Source organism: Bradyrhizobium sp. Ken64, from assembly GCF_055807555.1.
Map to the genome: position 1 here is coordinate 263,433 of NZ_JBVVPA010000004.1, position 20,705 is coordinate 284,137.

Genomic DNA, 20,705 nt, shown 5'->3' on the forward strand with positions numbered 1-20,705 from the left:
TCCCCCGTTATCGTCATTCCGGGGCGATGCGGAGCATCGAACCCGGAATCTCGAGGTTCCGGGTTCGCTACGCGCCCCGGAACGACCGCCCCTACGACATGAACCGCATCATCTTCTCCAGCCGCGCGATCTTGCCGCCGTAGGGCGGGTAGAGGTCGGCGAGGCGGTTGAGTTTCGAACGATAGAACACCGGCTTCAGCTTGCTGAACGTGCGAAAGCCCCATTCGCCGTGATAGGCGCCGGTGCCGGATGCGCCGACGCCGCCCATCGGCTGGCTGATTTGCGCGAAGTGGAACAGGCAGTCGTTGATGGTGACGCCGCCGGAGACGGTGCGCGCCAGCACCTCGTCGCGCGCAATGCGGTCCTTGCCGAACCAGTACAGCGCCAGCGGCCGGTCGCGGGCATTGACGAAGGCGATGGCGTCGGCCGCTTCGCGATAGCCGAGCACCGGCAGCACCGGTCCAAAAATCTCCTCCTGCATCACGGCCATGTCTTCGGTCGCGCCCTCGATCAGCGTCGGCGGGAATTTGCGGTGTGCCTTCCAGTTGGGATCGTCCGCCTTTGCCGGCTGCAGGATCTTGGCGCCGCGGCTTGCCGCATCCGCGACGAGATGTTCCAGCCGCGCATAATGCCGGTCGGAGATCACGGAGGTATAGTCCTTGTTGGCGGGATCGGTGCCGAACATGCGCCGCATCTGCGCGCGCACTTTTTCGGCAAAGCCCTGCAACGCGCGCTCGGGCACCAGCACATAGTCGGGCGCGATGCAGGTCTGCCCGGCATTGAGCAGCTTGCCGTAGGCGATGCGCTCGGCGGCCTCTTCGAGGTCGGCCGAGGCGTCGATGATAACAGGCGACTTGCCGCCGAGCTCGAGCGTGACGGGCGTCAGATTGCGCCCCGCTGCCTCCGCCACCAGTCGCCCGACCCGGGTCGAGCCGGTGAACACCAGATGATCGAACGGCAGGTGTGCGAAGGCCTTCGCGATCTCGTCCTCGACGCCGGTGACGAGCAGCTCCGCAGCGTCGAATTTTTGCGCGACCGTCTCCTTCAGCAGCGCTGAGAAATGCGGCACGAGCTCGCTCGGCTTGATGATGACACGGTTGCCGGCGGCGAGCGCGCCGATCGCGGGCGCGAGCGTCAGCTGCAGCGGATAATTCCAGGGCGCGATGATGCCGACGACGCCGAGCGGCTGCGGCATCAGCCGATTGCGCGCGGGCAAAAATTGCAGCGCCGTCGAAACGCGCTGCGGCGCCATCCAGCTCTTGAGGTGCTTGGTGGCATGGCGGATCTCGGAGAACACCATCATGGTCTCGGCGATATTGGTCTCGACCGCGCAGCGGTGGCCGAAATCCGCCGAGATCGCCTGCCGGAAGCGCTCCTCGTTGTCGGTGACCACGGCACGCAGCCGCGCCAGCCGGTCGAGCCGCTCGGCAAGGCCAGGCGCCGGCTCGGCCCGCGACCGCGCGACCATGGTATGGAAGGCGTCTTCGACGGCCCGAAGCGGGGCGCTCGGCGGGGGGCGGTCCAAGGGGCGATCGGAAGGGCGATCGGAGGGGCGGTCCAAGGCGTGGTCCATGGCGTTCTCCCTCTCTAAGTGGCGTTTCCGCCTGGTTTTGTTGCCGCAAGCTGGCCCCTTGTGGAACTTCTGGCAAGGGCGGGCCAAACAGGCCACAAATTCGTCCACCGCGCTGTCATAAAGTCGAAAAAAACGTCCCCGCAGCCCTTTCCAAAGCCACGTCGGGTTGGTACATACCGCCCGCACCCAACGGGTTTTGCCCGGGGTTGCCTTCCAAGGAAGCCTTTGGGACGAACGAAGCAAGCCACGCGAACAGCGCCGGCCCTTCATTCATCGTCCCCGGCACTTTCGCGAAGGCAAAGCAACGGTTAACGCGGGGTGGAGCAGCCCGGTAGCTCGTCAGGCTCATAACCTGAAGGTCATAGGTTCAAATCCTATCCCCGCAACCAAGTTCGGACCTTACCGGTCCCGATCCGAAAATGGCCCGCTTTGAGCGGGCCATTTTTGTTTTGGCCGCGCCCCGGTGGAAACGTCGGCCGAACCTTGCGCAAGAGTGGGGGAACGCCTCACTCCGGATAGCTCAGGATCATTTTCAGCAATTTCGGGAACCGCGCATTGATGTCCTCCTCGCGCAGGACATTGCGGTGCTGGACGCCTTGCTTTGAGGTCCGGATCAGGCCGGCCTCGCGCAGGATGCGAAAATGGTTCGACAGGGTCGACTTCGCCATGTCAGGGCAGGGCGCCGCCTCGGTGCACGACATGCAATTGTTCTGCGCGGCCAGGCTCTTGACGATACGCAGCCGCATCGGGTCCGCGAGCGCTCCCAGCACCCCAGCCAGTGAAATCTCGCTCCGCGGTGGGTGAACGAACTGCACCATGAACAAGATATAGCACCTCCCTTGAACTCATTCAATAGTTCACTAGTATTGAACTATTGAATATCGGCGTCGTGCCGGACGGTGGAGAATATGTGATGACCAAGAGACTCGAAGGAAAAGTTGCGCTCGTGACCGGCGCTTCCAAAGGCATCGGCGCCGAAATCGCCGCTCGGCTCGCGGCCGAGGGCGCGGCGGTCGCCGTCAACTACAGCTCCAGCAAGCAGGCCGCCGACCGCGTGGTCGCCGCCATCGTCGCCAAGGGTGGCAAAGCCGTCGCGGTCCACGGCAATCTGGCCGACGCCAAGGACGTGACAAGCGTGGTCGCAGAGACCGTAAAGGCCTTCGGCGCGATCGATATCCTCGTCAACAACGCGGGCATTTACGAATTCGCCCCGCTCGAGGCCATCACGCCTGAGCATTTCCATAGGCAATTCGACCTCAATGTGCTTGGCCTGCTGCTGGTCTCGGGCGAAGCTTCGAAGCACTTCAACGCCAATGGCGGAAGCATCATCAACATCAGCTCCGGCGTATCGACCATCGCGCCGGCGAACACAGCCGTCTACACCGCGACCAAGGCGTCGGTGGATGCAATCTCCGCCGTCCTGGCGAAGGAGCTGGCGCCGCGCAAGATCCGCGTCAACGCCGTCAACCCGGGCATGATCGCGACCGAAGGCGTCGTCTCGGCCGGCCTGCACGAAGGTGACATGCGCAACTGGATCGAATCCACCACCCCGCTCGGCCGCATCGGCAAGGTCGAGGAGATCGCTGCCGCAGTGGCCTTCTTCGCTTCGGACGACGCGTCGTACGTCACGGGCGAGACGCTGCATGTGACAGGCGGCCTGCGCTGACGGAGCGCGAAGCTTAAGGGGTTCTATGAGGAGATGGCCCGCGTCGTGCGGGCCATCTTTATCGCGCGTCTCTCAAAACTCTTTAATCGCCTTCCCGTCCGCCCCCACCAAACTCGACGGCGCCTCGCCGAACACCAGTCCCTCCGGCTGAAACTTGATGGTCTTTCCGCCCTCGACGAACTCCGCAAAATTGCGCGGTGTCGCCGAGTGCACGCCGTTCTCCAGGAAGTCGTCGATCTCGTAGCAGGTGTCGGGCTTGCCGCCGGAGCCTTCGCCCAAGAATTTCTGGAAATTCTGGCTCGTCACCTTGGCCTTCTTGCGCGCCGACCAATTGGCGTAGCGGCGGTAGAGCTTTGGCATGATCACCGGGCCCTTGTCGCTCGCCAGCACGTCGGTCTCGTTTGTCTTGGGTTCGCGCAGGTCGAAGTCGAAGGCGGGGACGGTCTTGGCGAGGTGCTTCCAGACCGGCAGCTTCTTCGCGCGCGCGGTCTTGGCCAGCGCGAGGAAGGCTTTGATCTCGTCGTCGTTCATCGAGGAGTAGAACGTCGGATAGGCAAAGCCCTGCTCGACCAGCCATTGATTGATGTCGACCTTGTGGCCGCTGACCGTCACCTCGATGTCGCCGACCAGCCGCCCATAGGTGTCGAACACCTCGTTCGGCGCATCGACATGGGTGAAGACCCGGCAGGCGAGCGTCGCTTCGCCGGCGCTGCTGAGGAAATCATGCAGCGCCTTGCTCGCGGTGGCGCCGAGGAATTGCCGGTAGGAATGGGTGACCTCGTGATAGGCCTGCCGTTTGGCGTCCGTCAGCCCCTTCTTCTCCGCGGGCGAGAGCGGCGAGGGCTGGTAGTGCAGCTCCGGCGCGTCAATGCCCTGGAGGCGGATGGTGAGCTTGCCGTTCTTGATCGGCGCCGTGTTGGTGCGGCCCTTGACCTTGGCGTCGTCGAAGACGTGGGTCGGGTGGAGCGGCGCGGTATCGTTCTTGCGGAAGCGGATCGCGTCCGGCGCGACATTCACCACGACCTTGGTGGTGTCGGCGTCCGACCGCCCCTCCGGCCAGAACTGGCCGACATCAATGCTGCCTTCGACCTCCAGCAGTCCAACGGGCATCGGCCGCTCCTGTCATGGTTCAGGAGACAGCGAATCATTTTCGCACGACAAGCCCATGACGGAAGATGCGACAGGAACGACACCTCGCGGACGCGCCGGAGGTTCTAACCCGCGCGCTTGTAGCCCGCGGGCGGAGACGATCTTCCGAACGAAGCAGAATGTATCTTCAGCTCAGGATCTGTGCGGGCAGACCATCGTCAAATTGAGCAGCGTCGGCTTGTCCGAGCCCTTCTTGTAGTCCCACTCCAGCCGGATCTCGTGCCGGTGCGCGAAAGCGTCGCTGGCTTCGTGGGTGATGATCTTCGTCTTCATCGGGATCGGCGGCTCGGAGTTGAAGCATTTCCGGACGCAGGCATCGAGCAGATCGCATCGCGTCAGGGGAATGACGCCCGGCTCATCCCTGGACAGGGGAACTGTGTTCGGCTGGGTGCTGAGGTCGAGACGGGCCCGACCCTTCTCCTTGTGCCAGTACTTGGCGCTTTCCTGCGGCCAGCTCGACGCCGGCGTCAGAATCAGGTGGTACTGGCCATACTCCAGGGTCGGCAGATCGATGTCGTCCGACGCTTTGAGCTTCGCCACGCTCTTTTTCATGTTCGCCAGCGGGTAGTAATTGCTGTTCATCAAGTCTCTGAACTGCTTGCCGTTGTAAGTCCTCGAGCCCATCGCCTTTTCCCTCAATATGTCCGTGGCCTTGCCAAAATACATGCAGCTCCGCGGCGCCGGTCAGTTTGGCCAAACCTCGCGCCGCCGAACATATGACCCATCTTTGCTGGGATTTAGTTACGCTACCACTCAGGACTGTGTTTCGTCCAGATCGCCAACCGCGCCATGCCCCGCTCATGGTGAAGGCTGAGCCCGATTGCTAAGCGGTTCTCGATAGGTATTCTTATCGAGAGGTGCTTGCGGTTCTGGTCGACAGAATGACCGCGGCCTTTGAGGCGCAGGAATGAATTGCTTCACGTGTCAGTCTGCGATCGGTCCGGACGATAGCTGGTGCTCCAAATGCGGGGCGGCGGTCCGCCAGCGCGTCGATCCCGACAGCGAACGAAGGTTTGTGACGATTCTGCGCGCCGACGTCGTCGACTCCACGGGTCTTGTTGCCGAGCTGGAGCCGGAGGCGGCGGTATCGCGCCTCGAACCGGCTCTTGCGGCGATGAGAGGCGCGGTGCGCCAGTTCGGCGGCATCGTCAGCAAGGAGTTGGGTGACGGGTTGGCCGCCGTCTTCGGCGCCCCGATCGCCGACGACAACCACGCCCCCCTGGCCTGCCACGCGGCCATCGAGCTGGTTCGGCGCGTTGGCAGTCTGGGCGATCCAGGACTTCAAGTCCGGGTCGGCATCCACTCGGGTCATGTGGTGGCCTACATGGTCGCGAGCGAATTTTCCAAGGTCTACGAGATCGGCGGCGCCGCCCAGCACCTGGCGGCGCGGCTGGAGGCAGCGGCCGAGGCGAACCAGATCTACGTGTCCGAAGCCTGTCAGAAGCTTGCGGACGGACATGTCCGCTTTGATTTTCTTGGCCGCAAGACTCTGCGCGGCTTTAACGAAGCTCTGCCGGTCTATCGGATCATTGGAGCAAGCGATCTTTCGAGCTGGCGGGTGCGACGCGCTCGTAGCGTCTCCCGGTTTGTCGACCGGACGACGGAGCGGGCGCTGCTATGGCGCGCTGCGGAGAAGGTTGTCACCAGCGGGCAGACGGTTCTGCTGATGGGGGATGCGGGCATTGGAAAGTCGCGGCTTGCGCACGAATTTGCGCAGGACCTCAGGGCTGACGGCTGGCGGTTGCTCGACGTCGAGTGCAGCCCAAATCTTCAGGGCGCGCCATTTAGCACCCTGAAGCGACTGGTGCTTTCCCTCCTGGAGGCAGTCTCCAAGGACTCAGATCGCCTCGCAGACCCTCGAAAGGAATTGTCGGCGGTCCATCAATTTGCAATCGACGCGGTGCTGGATTTGCCTATTTCCGATCCGCGTTGGAGCGAATTGGAGCCCTACGCGCGGGGGCGGGCGATTTCGGAGGCCAGCTGCGCAATCCTGGAAGGCGTGGCCCGTCACAGCGGCACCGTTCTTCTCATCGAGGATCTGCACTGGGTTGATCGAGCCAGCGACACAGTTATTGCCGCCATAGCGTCGCTACAGGTGCCGAATCTGTTTGTTTTCCTCACGAGCAGGCCGAACGGAATGCCGGAATGGATCGCGCGTTGTCATGCAGAAGTGATCGCGATGCGGTCATTGGATGATGAATCTGGAATGGCCATGTTGGCCGACATGCTCGGCACGTCCGTGACAAATGCAGGCTTGAAGGACCGGATCATCTCTCACACGGCCAACGTTCCGCTGTTTATCGAGGAGGTCTGCCGTGGTCTGAAGGATAACGGCACACTTCGCGGCCAGTGGGGTGATCTGGCCCTGGTGCGTCCGATAGAAGAGCTAGGTATCCCCACAAGTATCCAAGGTGTGATTGCGGCGCGGCTCGATCGGGTGTCGAGGCAGGAGCGCCTGGTTTTGCAGGTCGCTGCAGCATTGGGGCCGCGATCCAGCGAAGCCGTCGTCCGGAAAGTCTCCGAGTTGCCCGAAGACGCCCTGCGGGACTGCCTTGCAGCGCTCGATCGGGCCGAGCTGCTGGTCAAGATCGACAGCGACATCGCGGACTCGCTTGAGTTTCGACACGAGATGGTTCGCCAGGTGACCTACGAGACGATGGTCGAAAAGGTCCGCGAGAGCGTACATGCGCGGGTTCTCGCGGCATTCGAGAACGACGACATATCGAGAGATGATCCTGACGCCCTCTGCTACCACGCAATGCGTGCCAAGGACTGGCCCAAGGCGTTCAACTATGGGAGAATCGCCGCACAGAAGTGTCTTTTGCGCTCGGCATATGCAGACGCGGTCGACTACTTCCGGACAGCGATGAGTTCACTCGATAGGACGCCAATAACCAGTTCGAGGGAGACGAATGCCATTGATCTCCGGATGGAGGCGCGCATGGCGTTCATCTGGTCCGGCCGGGTTGCCGAGTGGATCGATCTGGGAAAGGAAGCCGACCAACGGGCCAGCGAGATCAATGATGTCGGCAGAAGGGTTGCCGCCAAGACGGTCATGGCGGGTGGGCAGAACTTCTATGGGACACCTACGGAGGCCGTTACGCTTGGCGAGGAGGTCGTTGGTCTTGCCGAAGAGTCCGGCAATCCCGGTTGGCGCAATCTTGCGCAATACAATCTCGGGCAGGCCTATTTTCTTGCCGGGCGCTATCGCGAGGCGGAGCGGACTATCGCACGAGCCCGTGCCCATCTGATGGGCCCGGACGCGAGTGCGCCGTTCGGCACGCCCCCGAAATACACCCTCCTGCTCTGCTGCATGATGAAAAGCTTCACCCACACCGTGATGGGTGAGTTCGAGGCCGCCGAGCAGCTCCAGCAACAGGCCGCCGCGATCGCGGAGGAGACCGGCCGCCCCTACGACCGCGTCGCCGCTGCCTATAGCGGCGGCTGGCTGAAGCTCGGCCGCGGCGAGCCGGCGGCGGCCGCCGCCATTCTCGAGGACGGTTTTGTCCTGGCGCAGAAGCACGGCATCCGGCTGTTCGTGCCGGTGCTCGCCTGCCATCTCGGCATGGCCTATCTGGAGCAGGGGCTGTTCGACCGGGCGCGCGGCATGCTGACGGAGGCGCGCGAGGAGGCCAAGGCGGTCGGCTATACCTCGGCGGTGCTGCGCAGCTCGATCTACCTGGCGCTCGCCACCCACCGTCTCGGCGACGTCCAGGCCGCGCAGAACATGCTGCGCGAGGCGCGCAACACCGCGCGGCAACAGGGGTTCTCCGGGCTGGAGGCGGAGGCCCTGTTTGGCGAGGCCGTGGTGACGCCGCCGTCGGATGCGCAGGCCAAGGCGGCCATCCTTGGGGCCTTGCGCGCGACCATCGCGATCGCCGCCGAGAGCGGCGCGCTGCCGCTGCGGCACAAGGCCGAGGCGATGCTCAACGAGATGCAGGCGACGGGTGACGAGCTAAGCTGACGGCGGCGGCGGCCGGGCCGCCGTCGCTGCTGAAATCTGCCCGACGCGTCAAATAAATTCAGCAGGCGCCGCAAGGAGTTAGCTACTGTGCATGGGGTTGTTTTTGCCCTTTTATCTTGAAGGGCCCTTCATGGTGCAGCGCGGAGGACGGCACGCTTGTGCGGCGCTCCGATGACTATGCCCTTGCACGCGCAGCAAGGTCGGCTACCGTCAGCCCTGGCCACACGGCCAGGCGACTTTTGATTTCAATTTTTTAGCATCCGATTTTCCGGCGCCGCGACGGCGCGACGCCCACCGAACGAGGCGGGGCCATGATCATACGGGACCAGTCGGCGCTGCTCGCTCCGGTCGAGCGCGACCTGCGGCTCGATCTCTTCCGCGGCATCGGTCTGTGGATGATCTTCCTCGACCACATCCCGCACGACGTCGTGGCCTGGCTGACCTTGCGCAATTACGGCTTCAGCGACGCCGCCGAATTCTTCGTCTTCATCTCCGGTTATCTGGTCGGCTGGATCTACGGGCCGATCGTCGCGGGCGGCTGGTTTGTCGCCGCGCTGAAGCGGCTGTGGCGGCGCGCGGCCGAGATGTATGTCGCCCACATCATGCTGTTCCTGCTGTTCACGGCGCAGATCGCCCGCACCGTGCGCCGCTTCGACAATCCCATGTACGAGCACGAGTTCAACGTTCACAATTTCCTCGAGCATCCGGACGTTCTGATCGGGCAGGCGCTCTCACTGCGCTACAAGCCGGTCAATCTCGACGTGCTGCCGCTTTACATCACGCTGGTGTTCGCTGCGCCCTTCATCGTGTGGTGCCTGGTGCGCCGGCCGAACCTGACGCTCGCCGCGTCCGTGGTGCTCTACGTGCTGTCGCGCTGGTTCAACTGGAACATCGCCTCCTATCCGCCCGGCACGACCTGGTACTTCAACCCGTTCTGCTGGCAGCTGATGTTCGTGTTCGCGGCCTGGTGCGGCATCGGCCAGATCGAGAAGATCGCGAGATGGGTGTGGTCGAAGGCGGCGCTGGCGCTGGCCGCGGCCTGGCTCGCCTTCGCGCTGCTGATCGTGATGACCTGGCACGTCCCCGCGCTCGAAGCCCTGATCCCGAAATGGATGATCAAGGCGATCTACCCGATCGACAAGACCGACCTCGACATGCTGCGCTTCACGCATTTTCTGGCGCTGGCGATCTGGGTGACGCATCTCATCTCGCGCAAATGGCGGACCCTGCACGGGGCCTGGCTGCGCCCTGTGATCCTCTGCGGTCAGCATTCGCTGCCGATCTTCTGCCTCGGCGTCTTCCTGTCGTTCTCGGCGCACTGGATCCTGACGCAATACACCAGGGGCGTCTGGGAGCAGCTCGCGGTCTCCGCCGTCGGCATCGTCATCATGATCGCAGCCGCCTGGCTGCTCGACCGGGCCGAACGGGTGCCGAACCTGTTCGTGAAGGTGACGGAGGTCGAGGAGGCCGACACCGCCCTGGAAAGCGCGCCTGCGGACAGGTCTGCCGTGGCGCCCGCGGGGCATTGAGTATCGCCCGCATTTCGTCGAGAGGTCCAACGGAGAGGTTTATGTCCAGACTTGTGTTGACGATCGCCGGCACCCTCCTGCTCCTGATCTCTGGCGCATCGGCGCAAGCACCCTCGCCGGAGGCGATGAGCGCGGCGCGCAAGCTCGTGGTCACCTTGAAGATCGCGGAGCAGTATCGCGCGCTGCTGCCGCAACTCCTGCTCAAGCTGAGGCCCGTGGTCGCGCAGGACAGGCCGGAGATCGAGCGCGACTATGACGCGGTGACGGCACCCGGCTCCGAGATCTACACCCCGGCCCTCACCTCGATGGTCGACCAGGTCGCCGCGCTCTATGCCCAGAGCTTCAGCATCGACGAGCTGCGCCAGATCGAGGCCTTCTATGCCCAGCCGGCCGGGAAGAAGCTTCTGGAGAAGTCGGATGCGCTGGCACAGGGAAGCGCGCAGATCGGCCAGGACGTCAGCCAGAAGACGGCCGACGAGCTGAAGCTGCGCCTCATCGAGGCGCTGCGCAAAAAGGGGCACAAGCTCTGAGCTCAACTCTTGCGTAACGGCGCCGCGCTCGCTGATTTGACGCGGCCGTTCGCGCCGACTACGCTTTTGCAAAGACAAGAAACGCGTGAATGCCGTGGGCTGACCTGTGCTCGGGGCGGCGCTCGCGCCAAGAGAAAAATTCAGGGGAACGGAAATGACCGGCGACATCGCAGCCACCATCTCGAAGGCCCGCGAGCATTCCATCGGCGACCTCCTGCGCCGCGCAGGCAGCCGCGATCCGGGCAAGCTCGCGGTGAGCTGCGGCAATGTCAGCTGGACCTTTGCCGAGATGGACGCAATCTGCAATCGGCTCGGCCGCGGCCTGCTTGGCCTCGGCGTGAAAAAGGGTGACCGCCTCGCCGTGCTCTCGCGTAATTCGCACACCTTTGCGGCACTCCGGTTCGCGTTGGCCCGGATCGGCGCGGTGCTGGTGCCGATCAACTTCATGCTCAATCCGGACGAGATCAATTTCATCCTGAAAAGCTCCGGCGCAAAGCTGCTCGCGGCCGGCCCTGATTTCGTCGAGCCCGCGCGCGCGGCCAGCGCCAGGGATTGCGCGGTCGAGAAGATGATCTGGCTGCCGGGTGAGGATCCCGCCGCGGCGCCCGCGGGCCTCACCACCTTCGACGATCTCCTCGACGCCAACGACTCGTACCTCGATGCGTCCGTCGACAGCCGCGATCTCGCGCAGATCGTCTACACCAGCGGCACGGAGTCGCTGCCCAAAGGCGCGATGCTGACCCATGAAGCGGTGATGTGGCAGTATGTCAGCTGCATCATCGACGGCGGCATGAGCGTGGACGACAAATTCCTGCACGCGCTTCCGCTCTATCATTGTGCGCAGCTCGACGTGTTCCTGGGGCCGCAAATCTATCTCGGCGCCTCCGGCGTGATCACGGGCAAGCCGGCGGCCGAAAACATTCTGTCATTGATCCAGACGCACGAGATCACGTCGTTCTTCGCGCCGCCGACAATCTGGATCGCGATGCTGCGCTCGCCCAATTTCGACAAGACGGACTTGTCGACCTTGCAGAAGGGCTATTACGGCGCCTCGATCATGCCGGTGGAGGTGCTGCTCGAGCTTCAGCGCCGCCTGCCCAGCGTGAAATTCTGGAATTTCTACGGCCAGACCGAGATCGCGCCGCTCGCGACCGTGCTGGGTCCTGCGGACCAGCTGCGCAAGGCCGGTTCGGCGGGCAAGCCCGTGCTCAATGTCGAGACCCGCGTGGTCAACAGCTCGATGGAGGATGTGAAGGTGGGCGAAGTGGGCGAGATCGTGCACCGCTCGCCGCATCTGCTCTCCGGCTATTACAACGATCCGGTCAAGACGGCGGCGGCGTTCTCCGGCGGCTGGTTTCATTCCGGCGATCTCGCCACCGTCGATGACGAGGGCCACATCACCGTGGTCGATCGCGTCAAGGACATGATCAAGACCGGTGGCGAGAACGTCGCGAGCCGCGAGGTCGAGGAGATGGTCTACCGCATCCCCGCCGTGTCCGAGGTTGCGGTGGTAGGCCTGCCCGATCCGCGCTGGATCGAGGCGGTGACTGCGATCGTCGTGGTCAAGAGCGGCGAGAAGCTCGACGAGGAGTCCGTCATCAAGCATTGCGCCGGCCAGATGGCGCATTTCAAGGTGCCCAAGCGCGTCATCTTCGTCGATGCCTTGCCCAAGAACCCGAGCGGCAAGCTGCTCAAGCGCGAGCTGCGCCAGCGCTTCGTCGGCGGCGAAACGCTCGACAAGGCGATCCAGAAGAATTTTGGGACCTGAAGCGGAGCGCCCGACCATGAAAGTCTGGCAAATTGCGCGGGACTGGTCGATCGAGGGAATGGAGCTCGCCGATCTACCCGAGCCCAAGCCCGGTCCGGGGCAGGTCGCGGTGCGCATGCGGGCGGCATCGCTGAATTATCGCGATCTGCTCACGGTGCAGGGCAAGGGTGGCGTCACCAGATTGCCGCTGATCCCGTTCTCCGATGGCGCCGGCGAGGTGATCGCCGCCGGCGACGGCGTTTCCCGCGTAGCAGTCGGGGACCGCGTCTGCCCGATGTTCTTCCAATCGTGGATCGACGGAGCGGTTTCAGCCGCGAGCCGGCGCTACGCGCTCGGTGGCACACGTCCGGGTGTGTTGCAGGAAGTCATGTTGCTGGACGCGGAGGGTGTCAGCCGCATTCCGTCGCATCTCTCTTTCCAGGAAGCGGCGACGCTGCCTTGCGCCGGGCTAACCGCCTGGCGCGCGCTGTTCGAGGAAGCCAAGGTGAAGCCCGGCGACACCGTTCTGGTGCAGGGTACCGGCGGTGTGTCGATCTTCGCATTGCAATTTGCCAAACTTGCGGGCGGGAGCGTGATCGTAACGTCATCGAGTGACGAGAAGCTCGAACGCGCTCGTGCGCTCGGCGCCGATCACACGATCAACTATCGCTCGGTTCCTGAGTGGGGCAAGGCCGCGGCAGAGTGGACCGGCGGCGGCGTCGACCACGTCGTCGAGGTCGGCGGCAAGGATACGTTCTCGCAGTCACTCGAGGCGGCGCGGATCGGCGGTACCATTCTGGTGATTGGCGTGCTCTCCGGCTTCTCGCAGCAGATCGCGATTCCAAGCCTGTTCTCCAAGAACTTGCACGTCGTCGGCCTCTCTGTCGGCAGCCGCCGTATGTTCGAGGGTATGACGGCAGCGATCAGCCGCAATGGCATGAAGCCGGTGATCGACCGCAGTTTTGCCTTCGATGCCGTGCCCGACGCGTTGCGGTTGATGCAGCAAGGCGGCCATTTCGGCAAGATCGTGGTGGAGTTTAGTTGAGCGGAATTCGGCGAGAGCTGTAGCGCGCAACTCGCCCCTACATCGTCATTGCGAGCGCAGCGAAGCAATCCAGGATCTTTCCGCAGAGACAGCCTGGATTGCTTCGTCGCTTCGCTCCTCGCAATGACGGCTGAGAAGGCTGGCCTCAATACTTCTTTACAGCCGCGCCGAACGCGAACCACAGCGCCATGGACGCGAGGCCAAAACCGCCGAGTAGCAGGAAAGTCGGGCCGTAGCCGATCCATTGCGCGATCCAGCCGCCAAGCGCGGGACTGAGGCTCGCGCCGACGCCCTGCACGGTGATCACGGCACCCTGGCCGAGATTGATGCGGCCGGTGCCGTTGAGCGAGCGCGCGACCATGCCGGGGACGGCAACCGTCTGGAGTCCCGTGCCGATGCCGTCGAGCACCTGCATCGGCACAACGCCCCACCATCCCGTGACGAAGAAGGCGAGCACGCCACGGATGGGCAGGAACATGAAGGAGACGAGGATGACAGGCCAGTAGTTGCGCTTGCTCGCCGCCTTCATTGCGATCAGCGACGTGATGATCATCACGCCTTGCGCGATCACCACGGTGGTCGCGACGAAGCTCGGGCCGTTGGCCTGGCCTTCGGCGACCGCCGCCAGGCCATAGAGTGGAACGATGGCGGCATTGCCGAGATGGAATAGTGCGAGCGCCAGTGCCAGCACCAGCAGCGCGCGGTGCTTGAGCAGCATCGTGAACGCGTCCGGCGCGCTGTCGGGATCGTCCTCCTTGCTGCCGCGCGCGGCGCGGTCGTCGATCGCCTTGGCCGGGATCATCATCACGCAGGCGATCGCGATGGCGCCGAACACCGCCGCCAGCACGAACACGGCGACATAGCCGAACTTGTAACCGAGATAGCCCGACAGCGCGGCGCCGACCATGTTGCCGGCGTGGTTGAACGCCTGGTTGCGGCCGTTGAGCGCGTTGAAGCCCTTCTGCTTGGCGATGCCGAGCGTGATGCCTGTAACCGCCGGCACGATCGCGGCGCTCGCCAGGGATTGTGCGACCTGCGAGAACGTCACCGCCCAGAAATTCTGCGAGATCAGGATGATCGCGGATGCGAGCACCACGCAAATGCCGGGAATGACGACCCACATGCGCTTGTTGCGGCTGGCGTCAATGAAGCCGCCGATCGGCGTCGTGATCAGCATGCCCGCGACATTGCCGATCGTCATCGCGGTACCGATCAACCCGCTCGCCCAGCCGCGCTCCTGGAGAAATACGCCGACGAAGGGGCCGATGCCCGACTGCATGTCGGCCATGAAGAAGTTGAGAGCGAACAGGGGCCAGATACGAGACGAGGAGGGGGACCGCGATGTCATCGATACCAAAACGTGGTCTCAGCCGGGAAACGGCGGATGGGACAGTATCCTTTCAGCCAATCGTTCTGGCGCGGACGAGAGTTTAACGAGCGCTGCTCGGGTTGGTTCCAACCCTTACCCGGGCGGCGGGCCTTGCGGTCATGGCCAGCGAGTCCCTATTGAAGTTGGATCGTCTCTGTTGGGAGTACGGCATGCCCCTCTGGACCTGCGAAACCTGCGGCGCGCAATTCCCGGATGGCGAAAATCCGCCAACGTCCTGTCAAATTTGCGAGGACGAACGGCAATACGTCGGCTGGAAGGGGCAGACTTTCCTTACGCGCGAGGCGCTCTCGGAACGTCACCGCATGGTCTGGCGCGACGATCTCGGCCTGACCGGCATCGCGCTCGAGCCGAGCTTTGCGATCGGCCAGCGCGCGCTGCTGGTGCCGCTCGCGGACGGCTGGCTGATGTGGGACTGCGTACCGCTGGCGACACCCGAGGCGATCGCGCATGTGCGATCACGCGGCGGGCTGAAGGCGATCGCGATCTCGCATCCGCATTACTATGGCGCGCTCGCCGACTGGAGCGAGGCGTTTGGCGAGGTGCCAGTCTATTTGCACGCCGATGATCGCCAATGGGTGACGCGTCCGCATGCATCGATCGAGCACTGGACCGGCGAAAGCCATCGCATCTCCGACGATGTGCTGCTGCTGCGCACCGGCGGTCATTTCGCCGGCGCCACCATGCTGCACCATGCGAGCGGTGCGGACGGCAGGGGCGCGCTGCTCACCGGCGATATCGCGCAGGTGACGATGGATCGCCGCTTCGTCAGCTTCATGTACTCCTATCCGAACTACACGCCGCTCAATGCCGCTGCGGTGCGACGGATTGCGGCTGCCGTCGAGCCGCTGGCCTTCGACCGCATCTACGGCGCCTGGTGGGGTCGCAACATCGCCGCAGGCGCCAAAGACGCGTTCGCGGCCTCTGTCGCGCGCTATCTGGCCGCCATCGCCTGAGCCGCCTCGCGACCGGATCTATCTTGCCGATCCGCAATAAATGGACTATAAGTACAGTATTGAGCGTGACGCGACGATGCGTCTGCGGGACCGGCATGATCGATGCATCGCTGTTTCCGCGGCGCGCTTGCCGCGTGAGCGGGAGTTCGGTCCATGACGGCAGGGCGCGACTACCAGATATTCGAGGCCGGCGACGTCACGCTCCGGTCCGGGGCCGTATTCCCTTCGCTCAAGCTCGCCTACAAGACCTACGGCACGCTCAGTCCGGACAAGGACAACGTCATTCTCTATCCGACCTCGTTCAGCGCGCAGCACACCGACACCGAGTGGCTGATCGGCCCCGACGGGGTGCTCGACCCCACACGCTACTTCATCGTGATCCCGAACCTGTTCGGTAATGGCCTGTCGTCTTCGCCATCGAATAGCGCCGATCCGTTCCCGATCGTGACCTATCATGATGCCATCGCGGTCCAGCATCGGCTGCTCGCCGAGCGGTTCGGCATCTCGAAGCTTGCCCTGGTCTATGGCTGGTCGATGGGCGGCATGCAGGCCTATCACTGGGCGGCGCTGCATCCTGAAATGGTCGAGCGGGCGGCCGTCGTCTGCGGCAGTGCCCGCTGCGCGCCCTATAATTACGTCTTCCTGGAAAGCGTGAAGGCCGCGCTGACCGCCGATCCCGCCTTCCGCGACGGTCGCTTCGTCGACAAGCCCGTCGCCGGCTATCGCGCCATGGGGCGCGTCTACGCGGGTTGGGCGATGTCGCACGGTTTCTATCGCGACGAGATCTGGCGCGAAGCGGGCTTCACCTCGCTGGACGACTATCTCGTCCGCACCTGGGACGCGGCGTTTGCCCGGCGCGACGCCAATGATCTCCTGGCTCAGATCGGGATCTGGCAGAACGGCGATATCAGTCGCTGCGCCGCATTCGGCGGCGATTTCGATCGCGCGCTCGGCGCGATCACGGCCCACATGCTGCTGATGCCCGGTGCGACCGATCGTTATTTCGACGTCCGCGACAACGAGGACGAACTCGGCCGGCTGGTCAATGCGCGCTCTGCGGTGCTGCATCCGATCCCGTCGCTGCACGGCCATCGCGCCGGCAACCCCGTCAACAATCCGCGCGATCGGGCCTTCATCAAGGCCGAGATCGCAGGGCTTCTCGGCAAGTAGGGCAGACATCCGATCATGAGCGACGCAACCGTTTCAGAATCTGGCCATCGGCTGAAGCCGCTGGCGCCGGCGATGCTGCGCGAATTGTCAGCGCGATCCGACCTCAGGGGCGCGATGCAGAGCCTCGGCCATTACGGCGTGATCCTGCTCGTCGGCGCGCTGATCTGGATGGTCGCCTCGCGCCATGGCGTCCTCTGGGCGTTGCCGCTGATGGTGGTGCAGGGCTATCTCGTCGCCTTCCTGTTCATGGCCGTGCACGAGACCGCGCACAAGACGGCGTTCAAGAGCCGCAGTCTCAACCTCGTGGTCGGCTACCTCTCGGGTTTCATCATCGGATTGCCTTACGAATATTATTGCCTGTTTCACTGGGACCATCACCGCTACACCCAGGATCCGGACAAGGACCCTGAACTGGTCGTCGGCGTGAAACCGAAATCCGACACGCAGCTCGCGCTCGCCTATAGCGGCGTGCTGCAGGTCGCCGGACGCCTGCGGCTGATGCTCGGCCATGCCGTCACCGGGAAGGTCGTCGTGCCCTGGATCCCCGAGAACAGGCGGCCCATCATCGTCACCGAGGCGCGCGCCTATGCCGCGCTCTATGCGTTGCTGCTCGTGCTGTCGCTATGGTTCTCGTCGCCGCTGCTGCTCTGGGTCTGGATCGTGCCGCTGATCATTGGGCAGTTCTTCCTGCGGCCGTATCTCTATGCCGAGCACACCGGCTGCGAGCGTACCCGCAGCGCATTCCAGAACACCCGCACCACCTACACCGGCGCGATCGTCAAATGGATCGCGTGGAACATGCCCTACCATGTCGAGCACCACGCCTATCCCTCGATCCCGTTCCACGCGCTGCCAAAGCTGAACGGAATCGTCGACGGTGAGATCGTCCATCGTGGCCGCGGCTATATCAGGACGACGCGGGAGACCTGGGCCTGGTTTCGCCGGCAGCGGCAGGGCAGTTAGCCAAACGCAAAGGCCCCGATCGCGGTGCGATCGGGGCTTTGTCGTGAATGCTGGATATCAGTAGATCCCGTACGCGCACACGTTGACGACGCGGACGCGCAGGCCGTGGCGGGTCTGGACGACGCGCTCCTGATAGCAATTGTTGACGCCGCTGTTGACGTAGACGCCGCCAAAGCCCCAGCTGGGACCCCAGTGATGGTGGAAGCCGTGGGCCGACGCGGCGGTGGGAGCGAGAGCGGCAATGCCGAGCGAGCCGGCGGCGATCAGACCAAGTGCAAACTTACGAAACATCTTCATTCTCCAGAATGGCGCAAAGGGCCGTTGTTGTGTCCCTGCATCTCGGTCGAGCCGAAACGCGAATGCGTTCATGCGGCGCGGGGAGAATCGTGTTTCAGGAGTGTTTCGTCGGTCGTGGCGGGTTGCGCCGCCGTCCTGCTTTCCGCGCCGCGCGATAGCGCACGGCCATCGCCCCTGTCAGTTCCGCCATCTTCTCGCGCAGATCGGCCGGCTCCAGCACTTCGGCCTCGGGACCGAGCCGCAACAATTCGGCGGCGGCATGCCATGACGTCTTGCCGGTCGGCACTCTGGCGATGCGCCAGCCGTCTGCATCAGCGGTCTCTTCAAGCTGCGTCCGCGCTTTGACGTAAGGTTGGCTCAGCGCGTCGAGCAGTTTCACGCCAAAGGGCGACAGCCGAACGATCGCGACATTGGGATGCATCTCGGCCTCGAGACGCAGCGTTGCGTCCCGCCAATAGGCGGCGAGATCGAAGCCGGCGGGCCGCTCACAGCGATCGTCGAGCGCGGTGCAGTCGAGCACGCGCGCGACGCGATAGGTCCGCACGCTGCCGTCGACCAGACCTGCGAGATACCAGCTGCCACCTTTCAGCACGAGACCGAGCGGCGCGACGCGGCGCTGCTTCTCGGCGCGCCAGCTCTGGTAGCGGATCTTGATCAGTGTCCCGCGCAGGGTCGCGCCGGCGATGGTGCGCAGGTGCCTTGGTTGTTCCGCCTCGCCGAACCAGCCCGGCGCGTCGAGATGAAAACGCTCCTGCATCCGTCCGGCGTCTTCACGCAAATTGGCTGGCAGAGCGGCCATCAGCTTGTTCTGTGCCGCGATCATCGCCGCATCCAGCCCGAACGCCGCCGCCGGGCCCGGCAATCCCGTCAGAAACAGCGCTTCCGTCTCGCTTTGCGACAGACCGTTCAGCCGCACGCGATAGCCGTCGAGCAGGCGATAGCCGCCCTCCGCGCCGCGGTCGGCATAGACGGGAACGCCGGACGCCGCGAGCGCGTCGATGTCGCGGTAGATCGTGCGCACCGAGACTTCGCAGGCCTCGGCGAGCTCAGGCGCGGTAACCTGCCCCCTGGCCTGGAGGGTGGTGAGGATCGACAGCATCCGGCTCGCGCGCATGATCCCTTAAACCATACCTGACACAGGATGTCAGGTATGGTCCGCTACAACGCCATCGCCAGCCGGCCAGATGGAGACCTGCCATGACCGATCCGAACCGCATCACACTGTATTATTCGCCGCAAACCCGGGCCACCGGCACGCGGGTGCTGCTGGAGGAGCTGGGGGCGCCTTATGATCTTCATGTCCTCAACATGAAGGCCGGCGGGCAGCGCCAGCCGGCCTATCTCGCCATCAACCCGCTCGGCAAGGTGCCGGCGATCCGCCATAACGGGCAGCTGGTGACCGAACAGGTCGCGATCACCATCTATCTCGCCGATCTGTTTCCGCAGGCGGGGCTGACGCCTGCGCCGGACGATCCGCTGCGCGGCCCTTATCTGCGCTGGATCGCCTATTACGGCGCCTCGTTCGAGCCGGCCCTGATCGACAAGTTCATGCAGCGCGAGCCGGCGCCGATCACGCAATCGCCGTATGCCGACTATGACACCATGCTCGGCGCGCTCGAGGCGCAGCTGTCGAAGGGACCGTATCTGCTCGGCGAGCGCATGACGGCCGCGGATGTTCTCTGGGGTGTTGCGTTCAGCTGGACCATGATGTTCGGCATCGTGCCGAAGAAGGATGTGTTGGTCCGCTATGCCGAACGCATGACCTCGCGGCCGGCGTTCCAGCGGATCACTGCGGCGGACGATGAGATGGCCGCGCAGCATGCCGCGGCTGCCGGTGGGTAAGGCGCACGAGCCTCACATTCTGTGTCGTCTCGGCCTTTGCCGGGCCTTCGCCGGGACGACACCGACGAATAGCGGCTGCAGCTCCGCTCATTCAAAACCGCGGCGGTCGCTTTTCCGCGAACGCCTTGATGCCTTCCTTGATTTCGTCGCCGCGCATGCTGTCGCGGTGGCGCTGATCGGCGGCTTGTGCGTCCAATTCGCCGCGGGCGAATTCGTTGATCGCGCGCTTCATGCCGCGCATCGCCTGCGGCGCGTTGCCGGCGAGGATGTTGGCGAGCCTGTCGACCTCCTCGTCCAGAAATTCCATCGCCACCATGTCGGTGAGATAGCCGATCCGTAGCATCTCCGGCGCGCTGATCTTTTGCGCGGTCAGGAACAGTTTTTTTGCATTGTCCACGCCGAGCCGCGTCACATAGCGTTTGATGCCGCTGCTGTAATAGTGCAGCCCGAGCCGGGCCGCGGGCATGAACATCTCCGCGGTGTCGACGCCGATGCGGAAATCGCAGGCGAGCGCGAGGTCGGTCGAGCCGCCATAGACGCCGCCATTGAGTCGACAGATCGTGGGTACGCCGAGATCCTCAAGCCGGTTGACGACCACCTCGAAGGCGGAGCCCGCGCTCTGCTGCTCGCTCGCGCTGACCGCGCGCTCGGCAACGGAATTGAGGTCATAGCCCGCAGAGAAGGCGCGCCCCGTACCGGTCAGCACCAGCACGCGGATAGCAGGATCGGCCTCGACCCGGTCGAACAGTTTGACCAGCTCGCCGAGGTCCTCGGCCTGGAGCCGGTTGAGATGTTTGGGACGATTGAGGCGAATGGTGGCGCGTGCGCCAATGAGTTCGAGCACCGGGCCGGTGGCTGCGTCGGCTGTGTCCGACATTCTTGTCTCC

18 protein-coding genes and 1 tRNA gene are annotated in these 20,705 nt (G+C 64.0%); 11 read left to right on the forward strand and 8 right to left on the reverse strand.

Annotated features, from left to right (window positions below):
• Nucleotides 1–91: 91 nt before the first annotated feature.
• Nucleotides 92–1,573 carry a coniferyl aldehyde dehydrogenase gene (locus AC0L2F_RS09390; RefSeq protein WP_473248202.1) on the reverse strand — a complete coding sequence of 494 codons (1,482 nt, stop codon included), beginning with the start codon at nt 1,571–1,573 and terminating at the stop codon, nt 92–94.
• Between the two features lie 312 nt (nt 1,574–1,885).
• On the opposite strand from AC0L2F_RS09390, the gene AC0L2F_RS09395 reads away from it, so the two are divergent.
• Nucleotides 1,886–1,962 (forward strand) — tRNA-Met (locus AC0L2F_RS09395).
• Between the two features lie 117 nt (nt 1,963–2,079).
• Here the strand turns inward: AC0L2F_RS09395 and AC0L2F_RS09400 are convergent.
• Nucleotides 2,080–2,391: an ArsR/SmtB family transcription factor gene (locus AC0L2F_RS09400; protein WP_473248290.1), complete on the reverse strand. Its 312-nt coding sequence runs from the start codon at nt 2,389–2,391 to the stop codon at nt 2,080–2,082.
• Between the two features lie 95 nt (nt 2,392–2,486).
• On the opposite strand from AC0L2F_RS09400, the gene AC0L2F_RS09405 reads away from it, so the two are divergent.
• Entirely contained in the window at nt 2,487–3,239 is a 753-nt protein-coding gene (locus AC0L2F_RS09405; protein ID WP_106942175.1) for an SDR family NAD(P)-dependent oxidoreductase, read from the forward strand.
• A gap of 72 nt (nt 3,240–3,311) precedes the next feature.
• Here the strand turns inward: AC0L2F_RS09405 and AC0L2F_RS09410 are convergent, their stop codons facing one another.
• Entirely contained in the window at nt 3,312–4,349 is a 1,038-nt protein-coding gene (locus AC0L2F_RS09410; RefSeq protein ID WP_473248203.1) for a thermonuclease family protein, read from the reverse strand.
• A gap of 171 nt (nt 4,350–4,520) precedes the next feature.
• The gene (locus AC0L2F_RS09415; protein WP_473248204.1) at nt 4,521–5,012 is read right to left on the reverse strand and encodes a hypothetical protein; all 492 of its coding nucleotides are present in this window, start codon (nt 5,010–5,012) and stop codon (nt 4,521–4,523) included.
• A gap of 283 nt (nt 5,013–5,295) precedes the next feature.
• Between AC0L2F_RS09415 and AC0L2F_RS09420 the strand changes: the two genes are divergently transcribed.
• From AC0L2F_RS09420 to AC0L2F_RS09440, 5 genes are all read left to right on the forward strand, one after another.
• On the forward strand, nt 5,296–8,352 hold the full coding sequence (locus AC0L2F_RS09420; RefSeq protein WP_473248205.1) for an ATP-binding protein: 3,057 nt from the start codon (nt 5,296–5,298) through the stop codon (nt 8,350–8,352).
• A gap of 311 nt (nt 8,353–8,663) precedes the next feature.
• Nucleotides 8,664–9,881, forward strand: a complete 1,218-nt coding sequence (locus tag AC0L2F_RS09425) for an OpgC domain-containing protein (RefSeq protein ID WP_473248206.1) — start codon at nt 8,664–8,666, stop codon at nt 9,879–9,881.
• Between the two features lie 41 nt (nt 9,882–9,922).
• Nucleotides 9,923–10,411, forward strand: coding sequence for a DUF2059 domain-containing protein (locus AC0L2F_RS09430; RefSeq protein WP_063994625.1), 489 nt, complete (start codon nt 9,923–9,925; stop codon nt 10,409–10,411).
• Nucleotides 10,412–10,565: 154 nt separating this feature from the next.
• Nucleotides 10,566–12,179, forward strand: a complete 1,614-nt coding sequence (locus AC0L2F_RS09435; protein ID WP_473248207.1) for an acyl-CoA synthetase — start codon at nt 10,566–10,568, stop codon at nt 12,177–12,179.
• A gap of 16 nt (nt 12,180–12,195) precedes the next feature.
• Nucleotides 12,196–13,203 (forward strand): zinc-dependent alcohol dehydrogenase family protein, encoded by a 1,008-nt coding sequence (locus AC0L2F_RS09440; RefSeq protein ID WP_473248208.1) that lies wholly within the window; start codon nt 12,196–12,198, stop codon nt 13,201–13,203.
• 145 nt (nt 13,204–13,348) lie between these two features.
• Here the strand turns inward: AC0L2F_RS09440 and AC0L2F_RS09445 are convergent, their stop codons facing one another.
• Nucleotides 13,349–14,551: an MFS transporter gene (locus AC0L2F_RS09445; protein WP_007605248.1), complete on the reverse strand. Its 1,203-nt coding sequence runs from the start codon at nt 14,549–14,551 to the stop codon at nt 13,349–13,351.
• Nucleotides 14,552–14,742: 191 nt separating this feature from the next.
• Here AC0L2F_RS09445 and AC0L2F_RS09450 point away from each other — a divergent pair, with 191 nt between their 5' ends.
• From AC0L2F_RS09450 to AC0L2F_RS09460, 3 genes are all read left to right on the forward strand, one after another.
• The gene (locus AC0L2F_RS09450; RefSeq protein WP_473248209.1) at nt 14,743–15,546 is read left to right on the forward strand and encodes an MBL fold metallo-hydrolase; all 804 of its coding nucleotides are present in this window, start codon (nt 14,743–14,745) and stop codon (nt 15,544–15,546) included.
• Between the two features lie 153 nt (nt 15,547–15,699).
• On the forward strand, nt 15,700–16,716 hold the full coding sequence (locus AC0L2F_RS09455; protein ID WP_473248210.1) for an alpha/beta fold hydrolase: 1,017 nt from the start codon (nt 15,700–15,702) through the stop codon (nt 16,714–16,716).
• Between the two features lie 15 nt (nt 16,717–16,731).
• On the forward strand, nt 16,732–17,679 hold the full coding sequence (locus AC0L2F_RS09460) for a fatty acid desaturase (RefSeq protein WP_473248211.1): 948 nt from the start codon (nt 16,732–16,734) through the stop codon (nt 17,677–17,679).
• A 57-nt stretch (nt 17,680–17,736) separates the two neighbouring features.
• Here AC0L2F_RS09460 and AC0L2F_RS09465 read toward each other — a convergent pair whose 3' ends face one another.
• A complete protein-coding gene (locus tag AC0L2F_RS09465; protein ID WP_473248212.1) occupies nt 17,737–17,970 on the reverse strand; it encodes a hypothetical protein in 234 nt (77 codons plus the stop codon).
• Nucleotides 17,971–18,070: 100 nt separating this feature from the next.
• Nucleotides 18,071–19,090 (reverse strand): helix-turn-helix transcriptional regulator, encoded by a 1,020-nt coding sequence (locus AC0L2F_RS09470; RefSeq protein ID WP_473248213.1) that lies wholly within the window; start codon nt 19,088–19,090, stop codon nt 18,071–18,073.
• 83 nt (nt 19,091–19,173) lie between these two features.
• Between AC0L2F_RS09470 and AC0L2F_RS09475 the strand changes: the two genes are divergently transcribed.
• A complete protein-coding gene (locus AC0L2F_RS09475) occupies nt 19,174–19,818 on the forward strand; it encodes a glutathione S-transferase family protein (protein WP_473248214.1) in 645 nt (214 codons plus the stop codon).
• A 91-nt stretch (nt 19,819–19,909) separates the two neighbouring features.
• Here the strand turns inward: AC0L2F_RS09475 and AC0L2F_RS09480 are convergent, their stop codons facing one another.
• Nucleotides 19,910–20,695 carry an enoyl-CoA hydratase/isomerase family protein gene (locus AC0L2F_RS09480; RefSeq protein ID WP_473248215.1) on the reverse strand — a complete coding sequence of 262 codons (786 nt, stop codon included), beginning with the start codon at nt 20,693–20,695 and terminating at the stop codon, nt 19,910–19,912.
• Between the last annotated feature and the right edge of the window lie 10 nt (nt 20,696–20,705).